The following is a 12545-nucleotide window of genomic DNA, read 5'->3' as shown; positions in this document are numbered from 1 at the left end:
AACTCCTGATTAGCGCGAAATCAGCACCTGAAATCCGTCAGATGAGCCACGGTTTCGCACGTAAGATGTGAAATAAGAGCCGACAACAGCTGCTGCGTCTGGATGATGTCCCGGCAGTCGGCAATCGACGCCGCGCAATGTCCATACCGTGTGGCGGGTCCCATGACAACCGTTGGGATCCCTGTGCCGCTTACGTGCACCGCCCCGCCGTCGGTGCCGCCGTTACTGAACATATCGAGCTGCAGGGAAATACCCGCGTCAGCGGCCACGCTTTCAACCCACACCGTCAGCTTTGGCGGTGCAATCAGCGATTTATCGCTCAGCACCAGCATCGGACCTTTGCCGAGCTGCCGATGGTTGGCCACACTGTAATCAAAGTTTTTGGCCCAGCAGGCGGTATCCAGCACAAATGCCACATCCGGTGCGACAACGCGTGCAGCCGTTTGTCCTCCGCGCAGTCCCACTTCTTCACTGGAACTGGCCACCAGCCAGACCTCGCAAGGAAGTATGGCGTTATGCCATTCACGCAGTAGCGCCACCAGCAAATAACATCCAAGACGGTCATCAAAGGCTTTGCCCATGATTCGCTGGTGCGGCAAGACCTGAAAGGTTGTGTCGAATGTGACGCGATCGCCGGGGCGTACGCCGGCCTGGAGTACCTCATCATAAGATCGCGCGCCAATATCTACCCGCAGCGTATTGACCTCATTACCGCAGCGCTCTCCGTCGAGCAGACCGGGAATTTTGCTCTCTTCACGGGTGGTGATCCGCACCGGCTGCAGTTGTCTGGCCGCCATACGCACATTTCCCACCGGCAATACATCGATCGCCCCTTCGCTGGAAATACTACGCACGATAAACCCCACTTCATCCATATGCGCGCAGATCATCACCTTCGGACCGGTTGATTCATTGAGACGGATCAGCACCGATCCCAGACCATCGAAGCGCACCTCTTTATTAAGACGATCCGCCTCCTCAAGCAGGATCTGCCGCACTTCCTGTTCTGACGAGGCGATCGCGTCCGCCTCGCTCAGCGCCTTTAGTAACGATAAATCCATTACGCCTCTCCCGTGTGTAGCAATGTTTTCGCCATGGTATAGAGCACCTCTCCGCCGTCAGGCGTAACCAGCACAACATCTTCAATACGCACCCCCCCCTGCCCCGGCAGATAAATACCCGGCTCAACGGTGAGCAGCATGCCAGCGACCAGAGGTGTTGTGTCAGCGGGGGAAAAACTTGGATTTTCATGCACTTCAATGCCGATAGCATGTCCGGTGTTGTGACCAAATGCATCGCCATAGCCCGCCTGGATAATGACTCGCCTGGCTGCGGCGTCTACCTCATTGCATCGCGCACCTGGTCGAATTGCCGCCACCGCGGCACGCTGCGCCGCAAGGACAATCTGGTACACGGCAAACAGCGCGCTTTCTTCCGCTGGCTGGCTCGCATCGGGGATGCGAAAGGTTCGCGTCATATCCGAACAATAACCCTGATACAGCGCGCCAAAATCCAGCGTGATGAACTCACCCGCCTCAACACGTTTGTCGCTGGCTTTGCCGTGTGGCAGCGCACCGCGCCAGCCGCTGGCGACAATGGTGTCAAAAGAAGCTTTATCTGCGCCGAGCGTGCGCATAAACCACTCCAGTTCAGCGGCAATTTCGCGCTCACTGAGACCGGGTTGAATAAAGCGTCGTATATGTTCCGCGCTGAGGTCAGCTATCCGGCAGGCTTCGCGGATGCAGGCTATTTCCTGCGCCGTTTTCACCTGCCGGAGCACATCCGGTACGGCGCTCACCAGTCGGGCGCGCAGTTTTTCCGACCACGCGTTCGCCGTTTCCCAGCTTACTTGCTCACCTTCGAATCCCACCGTCTGCAGCTTTTCGTGTGCAATAATGTGATTCACCTGCGAATACAGCGTCTGCGTTCCATCGAGCCGATGGATCTGATAGCCCTGAGTACGCGTGGCAACATCGGTGTAGTAACGGGCATCAACCAGGATATGCGCACTTTCATGGCTGATAAACACAAACCCTGAACTGCTGGAGATCCCCATATGCGGCTGTTTGTTCTGCCGTGATGACAACAGCATCGCGTCGAGATGTTGCGCCGTTAACCAGTCGCGCAGTGAAGCAAGTAAGCTCATAGTTACAATCCTTTTAATCAGAGGCTTTCAATCAGCAACTTGCCTTTGCGATACATCAGATGGCGAAGGAACACCACCATCAGCGCCGTAACCACCGCGCCTAACAGGATCCCCGCCATATAGACGCCGAGGTTAGTCACCAGCGGCCACGCCCAGATAGCGGATTCCGGGAACCACTGCACGGCCCCCAGCCAGACGGCAGCCGTCGACCCGACAATGGCGCCAACCATATAAGAAGGAATTGCGGTGATGGGACTTTCCAGTGCAAACGGGATCGCCCCTTCGCTGATGCCCATAAATGCGAGGAACATTGCCGTTTTCCCCTGCGGGTAAAGCTGTGCGCTGAACAGGCGTTTGCCGGTTAAGCGACGGTCAATAAGCGTGGCCAGTCCGAGGCCAATCGGCGGAATGACAATCGCAATAGAGCGCGCGGTGACCGGCAGAACGTGATCGGTAGTAAAGCTGAAGGCGACAAAACCTGCGGCTTTATTAATCGGGCCGCCGAGGTCAATCGCCGTTGCCGCGGAAATCCCCATCGCGTACATCAGCGTGCCTTTCTCGCCAGCCGCCGTCAGCAAAGTACGGATCCCGCCGTTAATCCAGCCGCCAAACGGCGTTATCACGTAATACATCGCCAGCATGACGAAAATGGCGGAGAGAATGGGCAGTAAAAAGGTGGTTTTGAATGCCAGCAGGAAATCAGGCAGCTGGATTTTTTGGTTCATCCACTTCACCAGATACCCGGCGACAATCGAGATAATCAGCGCACCAATAAAGGTTGACGGAACCGGAGCACTGGTTACCCATTGCAGCGTTGATGGGTCAAAATTCAGTATCTGTGTCGGCTGAGTAGACATCAGCCCGCCGATGAACCCCGCCGGAAACGCCAGCTTGCCGCCTATGGAGTTGGCAACGAACGCGGCAAACATCGGAATAGCAAAACCAAACAGCACGCCGCCAAAAGATTGCGACAGCCAGGCAAACTTCAGTAATGAGAGATTAAAACCGGTAAATTTTCCGCTGTTCAGCGCATCCATGATGCCAGTGTCAGCAGGAATATCGAGCCAGCTATAGGCGATCAGTTGCGAGAAGGCGAGAATCACCCCGCCCATAATTAACGTCGGCACCATGCGTGAAATTCCCGACATCACATGTTGCGGAAGTTCACCCCAGAAGCTATTGCGGGAGGCCGGTGGATTTTTTATTGCCGCTGCCGCACCAGATGCGCCAGGCACAACGGTTGCACTGCGTTTTTTAATGGCCATACGTAATTCCCTGTCGATGATTATTGTTGTTCAGCGGCAACCATCTCTTCGATCTCTTTAATGATGCCGGCAGCATTTTTTATCGCGTCCTGTAGCGTAATTTCGTAGACATCACGCGACTCAAAACGCTCGTTATCTTCTGGAGTTACGGCAACTGAATGGATGATTAACGTCGCCTCAGCAATATCCTGCGCCGTCAGGCGATTTTGTATTCCGTCAGCACCCTGGGTTTCGATTTTCACTTCATAACCGGCTTCAACCGCGGCTTCTTCCAGCGCCTGAGCTGCCATAAAGGTGTGGGCCAGCCCCATTGGGCACGCGCAGACGGCAATTAATTTTTTACTCATAATCATTTCCTCGTAATAGTTAACGAGTGAAATTATGGTCCGAGGAAAGTAACAACCGTTATCAGACAAATAATGCTTTTACTGGACAAATAATCCAGCAATGAGGAAGTGTGACGAAGGTCGGAAAGGTGGGCGGCAGGCATAAAAAAAACCGCGTGATTTACGCGGTTTTGCAGATTTCTGATTGAAGAATTAAAGAATATGGCCCAGCGTCTGACGCAAATGCGCACCTGCGCCAAGTAGTCCAGGATTATCGTGCACAATCAGGTACACCGGAATATCCTGCACGTAGGCTTTAAAACGGCCTTTATCTTCAAAACCACCGCGGAAGCCTGAAGCCTTAAAGAAGTCGAGGAAGCGCGGTACGATACCACCGGCGATGTACACACCGCCAAACGTCCCAAGGGTTAACGCCAGATCGCCACCAAAACGCCCCATAATGACGCAGAACAGCGACAGCGCCCGACGACAGTCAATGCAGGAATCTTCCAGCGCCCGTGCGGTGATATCCTTCGGCTGCAGATTTTCCGGCAACCGCCCGTCTGATTTGACGATGGCGCGATACAGATTCACCAGCCCCGGACCGGACAGCACGCGTTCTGCGGAAACATGGCCAATTTCGGCGCGCAGGACTTCAAGGATAATTCCTTCTTCTTCGCTGTTAGGCGCAAAATCTACATGACCGCCTTCACCGGGCAGGCTCACCCAGCGTTTGTCCACGTGCACCAGATGCGCCACGCCGAGCCCGGTTCCTGCGCCATAGACGGCTATCGGTTTACCTTCAACAGGTTCCGCGCCACCAAACTGGATCAAATGCTCTTTTTTCAGCATCGGGATCGCCATCGACACGGCGGTGAAATCATTGATGATTTCCAGATGGCTAAAGCCCAGATTTTTTTTCATCTCAGCAATAGAGAATGCCCAGGTATGGTTGGTCATTGCCACCCAGTCGCCAGTAATCGGACAGGCAATGGCAATGCAGCCATCTTCGACGCTGACGCTATGCTCATCCAGGTACACGCGCACCACGGCTTCCAGACTAGGGTAATCCAGCCCGGAATAGGTTTTTGCCTGCGAAATCTCGCCGCTGGCAATATCGCACAGAGCAAGACGCGCGTTGGTGCCGCCAACATCCCCTACTAAAGCATATTTTGTCATTCTTCCACTGCTCCGCTAAAGTCAGATTAAATCTTTGCCACACTGTAAATTCATGGGGACATAACAACAACGGTCTGAAGGCTGATGCCCGTGGAAAATCGATCCAGATCACACAATTACTTTATCGTTTCAGCATCATTTGCAGCAATGCCGTCAGGCATGCTGTGCAAACTATGGCTATGACTCTGTTTTAAGGAATACAAAATGCTCCATCCGCGAGCCAGAACGATGCTCTTGCTATCAACCCCAGCGCTAATCATTGGCATAGCGTCCAGCCTGGTGTTGATCGTTGTGATGAAAGTGGCTTCCGTTTTACAGCAGTTTTTGTGGGAACGTCTGCCTGTTAGCATCGGTATAGCCCAGGACTCTCCGGTCTGGATTATCGGTATGCTGACGCTCACGGGGATCATGGTCGGGTTAGTTATCCGGTACAGCCATGGTCACGCAGGTCCGGATCCGGCCTGTGAACCGTTAATTGGTATGCCGGTGCCAACGTCAGCACTTCCGGGCCTGCTGGCAGCGCTAATCCTTGGCCTCGCGGGTGGCGTCAGTCTGGGTCCGGAACACCCCATCATGACCGTAAATATCGCTCTGGCAGTGGCACTTGGTAGCCGCATGTTTCCCCGCATTGCGAAACTGGACTGGACCATTCTCGCCTCTGCCGGCACCATCGGCGCGCTATTTGGCACCCCCGTTGCCGCTGCGCTGATATTTTCGCAAACGCTGAATAGCTCAAACGATGTGCCCTTGTGGGATCGCCTGTTCGCGCCGTTAATGGCCGCGGCCGCGGGTTCGCTAACCACCAGCCTGTTTTTTCACCCCCATTTTTCACTGCCCATCGCGCACTACACGCAGATGCACTTGATCGATATCCTCAGCGGCGCGGTTGTTGCCGCAATCGCTATTGCTGCCGGAATGGTAGCCGTCTGGTGTCTGCCACGTTTGCACCATTTAATGCATCGATTAAAACACCCGGTACTGATCCTCGGGGCAGGCGGTTTTATCCTTGGAATTTTGGGTGTTATCGGCGGGCCGCTTACCTTGTTTAAGGGACTGGACGAAATGCAGCAGATGGCGTTTAGCCAAACGCTGGGGACATCGGATTATTTCATGCTCGCCGTAATTAAGCTGGCGGCGTTAGTAGTTGCGGCAGCGAGTGGTTTTCGCGGAGGGCGAATATTCCCGGCGGTATTCGTTGGTGTCGCCTTGGGTCTGATGCTGCACGCCCATGTTGAAGCGGTGCCGGCTGCCATCACGGTTTCTTGCTCTATCCTCGGGCTGGTGCTGGTCGTCACCCGCGACGCCTGGCTGAGCCTGTTTATGGCAGCAGTGGTGGTACCAGATACCACCCTGCTGCCGCTGCTGTGCATCGTCATGCTGCCCGCCTGGCTGCTGCTGGCAGGCAAGCCGTTGATGGTCGCTGAGCGCCCTGATAAATAGCTATCCGCTGTTGCGAGATTCCAGCGCACGGGTCACCGTGCGCAATAATTCAGGAAGATCGGCTTTCGGTAGCACCACCTCAATTAACGATAATCGTTGCGGATGGGACAGCCTGGCCAAAACTTCCTCCAGCTGTACCGCCTGCCTCACCCGCCAGCATTCCGCCTGGCATTCACGACTAAACGCCTGCGGCACCAACGTCCAGCTCCAGGCGGCGATATCGTTATAGCGCTGATTTGCCCCGTGTATGGCCCGCTCCACGGTATAGCCGTCATTGTTGAGGAGTAAAATAACGGGTGATTGCCCGTCTCTGAGCATGGAGCCCAGCTCCTGAATGGTGAGCTGCGCCGCGCCATCGCCAATAATCAGGATCACCCGACGGTCCGGACAGGCCGTTTGCGCGCCGAATGCCGCCGGTAGCGCGTAGCCAATAGATCCCCACAACGGTTGAACCAGTACTTCCGCCCCGCAAGGTAATGAGAGCGCAGCCGCGCCAAAGGCGGCGGTTCCCTGATCGACGAGGATAATGTCATTAGGCGCCAGATACTGCTGCACCGTATGCCAGAAGTTTTCCTGCGTCAGAGGCCCCTTCTCAACCTGAATGCGCGCCACTGGCGGACGTTCTGGCGGCAGTGAAAACGACATTTCCAGACACAGCTCCCGCAATGTGGTGACCGCCTGCTCCATCGGGATGTTAAACCAGCTGGTTCCAATCCGTGAGGCATGTGGCTGAACCTCAATGGTGCGCTCCTGCGGTAGCTGTTGCGTAAACCCGGCGGTCAGGGTGTCGACAAATTGTGTGCCGACACAAAATATCGTGTCGGCATCTTCGATAGCCAGACGAACATAATCGCTACTGGCTCCGGCACTGTATGTGCCAACAAACGCCGGATGACGTTCATCGAACAGCCCTTTGCCCATCAACAACGTGGCGTGGGCCATCGGCGTTTCCGCCATCCAGCGCTGTAAAACCGGCTGCAAACCAAAACGTAGCGCGAGAAAGTCCGCGAGCAGCGCGACGCGCGGGCTGTCCAGCAATCGTTCACGGGCATGATAGCGAAAAGCTTCTGCCACACTGCTCTCCGGCTCGCTCAGAGGAACAATCAGGATGTCATTCGGTGGTGTAGCGGGCTGTTTTGCCACATCTGCAGGCAACATCAGATAGCCCGGTCTGCGTTCGATGAGCATTGCTCGCAACACGCGGTCAATTTCATAACAGGCGTTTTGTTCATCCAGTACCGCGCTCGCCGTCGTCACCGCCTGCTGCATACGGTAAAAATGTTGAAAGTCACCATCACCCAGCGTGTGATGCATCAACTCCCCACGACGCTGTGCACCGCGACAGGGCGCGCCAACAATATGCAAAACAGGAACATATTCCGCATAACTTCCTGCAATACCGTTAATCGCACTTAACTCGCCCACACCAAACGTGGTGAGCAGCGCCCCTACCCCAGAGACCCGTGCATAGCCATCTGCCGCATAAGCCGCATTCAACTCGTTCGCACACCCGACCCAACATACGTTGGGATGTTCAATCACGTGGTCAAGAAACTGCAAATTATAATCGCCTGGCACACCAAAGAGATGGCCGACGCCACAGCCTGCCAGCCTGTCCAGCAGATAATCAGCAACGGAATACGGGGTTTGCATGACAGCTATCCTTCTGACGGTAACCTCATGTTGAGTATCGAAGAACTGTGATGACTGTCCAGGAAAGTCGCTGTGAAGGGGTGGAAAGCAGGATTTACAGTTTTGGCGGTAAAAATTCATTGAAGAATAGACGGTGTAACCGTATACACTGAAAGACACACGCATTGTGGAAGGGGGTAACATGGTTTATCACGCAGATGAAAATCGTTATCAGACAATGGAGTACCGCCGCTGCGGTCAGAGTGGCCTTAAACTGCCGATTGTCTCGCTGGGTTTGTGGCACAATTTTGGCGATACCACACAGGTCGAAAACAGTCGGGCATTGTTACAGCGCGCATTCGATCTGGGGATCAACCATTTTGATCTGGCAAATAACTATGGTCCACCGCCGGGTTCGGCAGAACGGAATTTTGGTCGGATCCTGCAGGAAGATTTTTTACCGTGGCGAGATGAGCTTATTATCTCCACTAAAGCGGGCTACACCATGTGGGAAGGTCCCTACGGTGACTGGGGTTCACGCAAATATCTGATTGCCAGTCTCGATCAAAGCCTGAAGCGCCTGGGACTGGAGTATGTCGATATTTTCTACCACCATCGCCCCGACCCTGAAACACCGCTAAAAGAAACCATGCGCGCACTGGATCACATCGTCCGTCAGGGCAAAGCCCTGTACGTCGGGTTATCTAACTATCCGGCAGATCTTGCCAGGCAGGCGATTGAAATACTCGACGATTTAGGTACGCCATGCCTTATTCACCAGCCCAAATATTCCATGTTTGAACGTTGGGTCGAAGGCGGTCTGCTGTCGTTGTTACAGGAAAAAGGTGTCGGCAGCATCGCCTTCTCACCGCTTGCTGGCGGACAGTTAACCGACCGCTACCTGAACGGCATTCCTGCTGATTCTCGTGCGGCAAGCGGCAGCCGTTTCCTGAACCCGGATCACATTACGCCAGAGAAACTGGAGAAGGTGCGGGCGCTGAATGCGCTGGCAGAACGACGCGGGCAAAAGCTTTCCCAGATGGCGCTGGCATGGGTGTTACGGGATGACAAAGTTACGTCAGTGCTGATTGGCGCGAGTAAAACGGCGCAGATTGAAGACGCTGTCGGCATGCTGGCAAACCGTCACTTTACGTCTGAAGAGTGCGCGGAGATTGATGCTATCCTGAGTTGATTGAAATAAAGACACATTTATTAACAAAAAGTGCTCTCACTTGCGATTTAAGAGTTAAGGCGATGAAACGGGGCTTTACTGCCCCGTAATATTGTATTAACAGGCCGGCTACGGCTCGATCGTGAAGGAGAGAAAACATGTTCAGGTCACTGATTCTGGCGGCAGTCTTATTGGCTTTTACACCGCTGGCCGCGAACGCCGGCGAAATCACCCTGCTGCCATCAATAAAATTGCAAATTGGCGATCGCGATAACTACGGTAACTACTGGGATGGCGGCCGCTGGCGCGACCGGGATTACTGGCACCATAACTATGAGTGGCGCAAAAATCGCTGGTGGCGTCATGACAATGGCTATCATCGCGGTTGGGATAAACGCAAAGCTTATGAGCGCGGCTACCGTGAAGGCTGGAATGACCGTGACGACCACCGCGGTCGCGGAAAGGGCCGAGGTCATGGCCACCATCATTAATGTAACAAAAGGGCCCGCAGGCCCTTTTGTTTTTACAAACCGAGCGCGGTTCCTACCAACAGCCAGATATTGAGCGTCACCACCAGCACAACAATCACCCAGCCTACCTGTTTTACCCATCGGGTATTCACCAAATCGCCCATCAGCTGACTGTTGCTGGTGAAAATCAACAGCGGCACCAGCGCCAGTGCAATACCAAAACTGAGCAACACCTGGCTCATCACCAGAATACGCGTTGGATCTAATCCCATCAGAATCACAATAAAGGATGGCATCATGGTAACCGTACGGCGAACCCAAAGCGGAATGTGAAAACGGATAAACCCTTGCATCACCACCTGCCCCGCCAGCGTACCGACCACGGTAGAAGAAAGTCCCGCAGCCACCAGGCTTAAACCGAACACTGTCGCCGCAGCGTGACTCAACAGCGGTTCAAGTGTCAGATACGCTTGATCGAGATCGGCAATACCGGTATGCCCGCTAAAATGAAATGCAGCGGCAGCCGTCGCCATCATCGCCAGATTGACAAATCCGGCAATCGTCATGGCGATAGCCACATCCCATTTCGTGGCCGCATAGCGCTGTTGACGTGTTCCACCGTGCAGATGCTGGGTTAAGGAAGAGTGCAGATAAATGACATGCGGCATGATAGTCGCGCCGAGCACACCAGCGGCGAGGAACACCGCTTCGTAATTAGGTAGGCTCGGGATAACCATCCCCTTGCTGAGTTGCGCGAAGTTCGGCTGGGAAAAGATCAATTCCACAATGTAAGCCGCAGCCACAAACAGCAGCAAGCCGCCAATCACTTTTTCCAGCGGTTTTTGCCCGCGGCGCTGCAACATCAGAATCAAAAAAGTCGCGATACCGGTGAGCACGGCACCCTGCAATAACGACACGCCGAGGATCAACTTAAAGCCAATCGCGGCACCAATGAATTCAGCAAGGTCTGTCGCCATGGCGATAATTTCGGCCTGCACCCAGTAGAACCACACCACCGGACGAGGATAGTGATCGCGAATTTGTTCCGCCAGATTTTTACCCGTGGCAATGCCAAGCTTTGCCGATAGCACCTGGATCAGCATCGCCATCAGATTTGCCCAGACCACCACCCACAACAGTTTATAGCCAAAGCTGGCCCCTGCCTGGATGTTGGTGGCGAAGTTGCCCGGATCGATATAGCCGATCGCCGCGATGAACGCAGGTCCCATTAATGCGAGCTTCAACTTGCGCGCTGCCCGTCCACTGCTACTCTCAACGCGATCGTTAGTCATTTTAGTGCCTCAGAAACATAGCCTTTGCTATGTTTCAAGCTACGCCTATTGAGAATGATTATCAAATTCATTTTGATGGGTGAAGTTGATTTCTCTGATAGTGTTTGTCTATGGATCGATAAGGATTCTGGGAAAAACGGTAAGATGTTTAATTATTGTTATAGATTAGCACAATGACATAACTTTTCACTTCGATACAAAGCATAACGGAAGTGTATCACCGATCACTAATTTTGAATCTCGTCACAGGTCCTTATTATAGTGTGTGTTTGATCTCGTTTTCTTTATGGTTGTTACATAGAATGTGCACGAAAACTAAACCTGCCTCATATTTGGAGCAAATATGGACCGCGTCCTTCATTTTGTATTGGCATTGGCCGTTGTTGCGATCCTTGCGCTGCTGGTAAGCAGTGACCGTAAAAAGATTCGCATTCGTTATGTTATTCAACTGCTTGTTATTGAAGTGTTACTGGCGTGGTTCTTCCTGAACTCCAACGTCGGCCTGGGCTTCGTAAAAGGCTTCTCCGAAATGTTCGAAAAACTGCTCGGTTTTGCCAACGAGGGGACGAACTTCGTCTTCGGCAGCATGAATGATCAAGGGCTGGCATTTTTCTTCCTGAAAGTGCTGTGCCCTATCGTCTTTATCTCCGCCCTGATCGGTATCCTTCAGCATATCCGTGTGCTGCCGGTTATTATCCGCGCAATTGGTTACCTGCTTTCCAAAGTGAACGGTATGGGCAAGCTGGAATCCTTCAACGCCGTCAGCTCTCTGATCCTGGGTCAGTCCGAGAACTTTATCGCCTATAAAGATATTCTCGGCAAAATGTCTCGCAACCGTATGTACACCATGGCTGCAACGGCGATGTCTACCGTTTCCATGTCTATCGTCGGCGCGTACATGACCATGCTGGAGCCGAAGTACGTTGTTGCGGCGCTGGTACTGAACATGTTCAGCACCTTTATCGTGCTGTCGCTGATCAACCCTTACCGCGTTGATGCCAGCGAAGAAAATATCCAGATGTCTAACCTGCATGAAGGTCAGAGCTTCTTCGAAATGCTGGGTGAATACATCCTGGCAGGTTTCAAAGTGGCAATTATCGTTGCGGCGATGCTGATTGGTTTCATCGCGCTGATTGCTGCCCTGAACGCCCTGTTTGCCACCGTGACCGGCTGGTTTGGCTACAGCATCTCCTTCCAGGGCATCCTGGGTTACATCTTCTATCCGGTTGCATGGGTAATGGGTGTTCCGTCCAGCGAAGCGCTGCAGGTGGGCAGTATCATGGCGACAAAACTTGTTTCCAACGAATTCGTTGCGATGATGGACCTGCAGAAAATCGCCTCTACGCTCTCTCCGCGCGCTGAAGGCATCATCTCTGTGTTCCTGGTCTCCTTCGCTAACTTCTCTTCTATCGGTATTATCGCCGGTGCGATTAAAGGCCTGAACGAAGAGCAAGGTAACGTAGTTTCCCGCTTTGGTCTGAAGCTGGTGTATGGCTCTACGCTGGTGAGCGTACTGTCTGCATCTATCGCAGCACTGGTGCTGTAAGCGTAAGACAACGTCGTAGTGATAAGGCCGGGGAATTTCCCCGGCTTTTTTTATGCTTGCTATTCAGCAGAGCAGAGA

Annotated in this window: 11 protein-coding genes; 4 read left to right on the top strand and 7 right to left on the bottom strand. The window is 53.5% G+C overall.

The genetic code is table 11. From position 1 onward, the window contains the following. Positions 1-20: 20 nt before the first annotated feature. The 5 genes from ypdE to glk all read right to left on the bottom strand — a co-directional run bounded on the left by ypdE (position 21) and on the right by glk (position 4916). The gene (gene ypdE / locus GUC46_RS07085) at positions 21-1061 is read right to left on the bottom strand and encodes an aminopeptidase (RefSeq protein WP_016150724.1); all 1041 of its coding nucleotides are present in this window, start codon (positions 1059-1061) and stop codon (positions 21-23) included. After that, positions 1061-2146 (bottom strand): aminopeptidase, encoded by a 1086-nt coding sequence (ypdF, locus tag GUC46_RS07080; RefSeq protein ID WP_160179978.1) that lies wholly within the window; start codon positions 2144-2146, stop codon positions 1061-1063. Before ypdF ends, ypdE begins: the two co-directional genes overlap by 1 nt. A gap of 17 nt (positions 2147-2163) precedes the next feature. Beyond that, the gene (locus tag GUC46_RS07075; protein ID WP_096889851.1) at positions 2164-3411 is read right to left on the bottom strand and encodes a PTS fructose transporter subunit IIC; all 1248 of its coding nucleotides are present in this window, start codon (positions 3409-3411) and stop codon (positions 2164-2166) included. 20 nt (positions 3412-3431) lie between these two features. After that, complete coding sequence (locus GUC46_RS07070) at positions 3432-3758, bottom strand: PTS fructose transporter subunit IIB (protein WP_003028254.1); 327 nt, start codon at positions 3756-3758, stop codon at positions 3432-3434. A gap of 192 nt (positions 3759-3950) precedes the next feature. Next, positions 3951-4916: a glucokinase gene (glk, locus tag GUC46_RS07065; RefSeq protein WP_003028256.1), complete on the bottom strand. Its 966-nt coding sequence runs from the start codon at positions 4914-4916 to the stop codon at positions 3951-3953. A 204-nt stretch (positions 4917-5120) separates the two neighbouring features. On the opposite strand from glk, the gene GUC46_RS07060 reads away from it, so the two are divergent. Then, positions 5121-6356 (top strand): ion channel protein, encoded by a 1236-nt coding sequence (locus tag GUC46_RS07060; protein ID WP_016150726.1) that lies wholly within the window; start codon positions 5121-5123, stop codon positions 6354-6356. Here GUC46_RS07060 and GUC46_RS07055 read toward each other — a convergent pair whose 3' ends face one another. Beyond that, positions 6357-8009: an alpha-keto acid decarboxylase family protein gene (locus GUC46_RS07055; protein ID WP_044714123.1), complete on the bottom strand. Its 1653-nt coding sequence runs from the start codon at positions 8007-8009 to the stop codon at positions 6357-6359. It lies immediately after the preceding gene. A 181-nt stretch (positions 8010-8190) separates the two neighbouring features. Between GUC46_RS07055 and mgrA the strand changes: the two genes are divergently transcribed. Together mgrA and ypeC are read left to right on the top strand one after the other, a co-directional pair. Continuing rightward, positions 8191-9180 (top strand): L-glyceraldehyde 3-phosphate reductase, encoded by a 990-nt coding sequence (mgrA, locus tag GUC46_RS07050; protein WP_003845004.1) that lies wholly within the window; start codon positions 8191-8193, stop codon positions 9178-9180. Positions 9181-9317: 137 nt separating this feature from the next. Then, positions 9318-9650: a DUF2502 domain-containing protein YpeC gene (gene ypeC, locus GUC46_RS07045; protein ID WP_003839243.1), complete on the top strand. Its 333-nt coding sequence runs from the start codon at positions 9318-9320 to the stop codon at positions 9648-9650. 32 nt (positions 9651-9682) lie between these two features. Here ypeC and GUC46_RS07040 read toward each other — a convergent pair whose 3' ends face one another. Then, positions 9683-10921 (bottom strand): Nramp family divalent metal transporter, encoded by a 1239-nt coding sequence (locus GUC46_RS07040; protein WP_160179976.1) that lies wholly within the window; start codon positions 10919-10921, stop codon positions 9683-9685. A gap of 343 nt (positions 10922-11264) precedes the next feature. Between GUC46_RS07040 and nupC the strand changes: the two genes are divergently transcribed. Further along, entirely contained in the window at positions 11265-12467 is a 1203-nt protein-coding gene (gene nupC, locus GUC46_RS07035; RefSeq protein WP_003028275.1) for a nucleoside permease NupC, read from the top strand. Positions 12468-12545: the final 78 nt, after the last annotated feature.

The sequence above is a fragment of the Citrobacter sp. LUTT5 genome, assembly GCF_009905315.1.
Classification (GTDB): domain Bacteria; phylum Pseudomonadota; class Gammaproteobacteria; order Enterobacterales; family Enterobacteriaceae; genus Citrobacter; species Citrobacter freundii.
The sequence above is the reverse complement of the archived record's forward strand: the minus strand, read 5'-3'. Positions and strand labels throughout refer to the sequence as shown.

Coding starts and splice junctions, on each gene's coding strand:
- glk (WP_003028256.1), bottom strand. CDS start 4,916: ATGACAAAATATGCTTTAGTAGGGGATGTTGGCGGCACCAACGCGCGT.
- GUC46_RS07055 (WP_044714123.1), bottom strand. CDS start 8,009: ATGCAAACCCCGTATTCCGTTGCTGATTATCTGCTGGACAGGCTGGCA.
- GUC46_RS07060 (WP_016150726.1), top strand. CDS start 5,121: ATGCTCCATCCGCGAGCCAGAACGATGCTCTTGCTATCAACCCCAGCG.
- GUC46_RS07070 (WP_003028254.1), bottom strand. CDS start 3,758: ATGAGTAAAAAATTAATTGCCGTCTGCGCGTGCCCAATGGGGCTGGCC.
- GUC46_RS07075 (WP_096889851.1), bottom strand. CDS start 3,411: ATGGCCATTAAAAAACGCAGTGCAACCGTTGTGCCTGGCGCATCTGGT.
- ypdF (WP_160179978.1), bottom strand. CDS start 2,146: ATGAGCTTACTTGCTTCACTGCGCGACTGGTTAACGGCGCAACATCTC.
- ypdE (WP_016150724.1), bottom strand. CDS start 1,061: ATGGATTTATCGTTACTAAAGGCGCTGAGCGAGGCGGACGCGATCGCC.
- nupC (WP_003028275.1), top strand. CDS start 11,265: ATGGACCGCGTCCTTCATTTTGTATTGGCATTGGCCGTTGTTGCGATC.
- ypeC (WP_003839243.1), top strand. CDS start 9,318: ATGTTCAGGTCACTGATTCTGGCGGCAGTCTTATTGGCTTTTACACCG.
- mgrA (WP_003845004.1), top strand. CDS start 8,191: ATGGTTTATCACGCAGATGAAAATCGTTATCAGACAATGGAGTACCGC.
- GUC46_RS07040 (WP_160179976.1), bottom strand. CDS start 10,921: ATGACTAACGATCGCGTTGAGAGTAGCAGTGGACGGGCAGCGCGCAAG.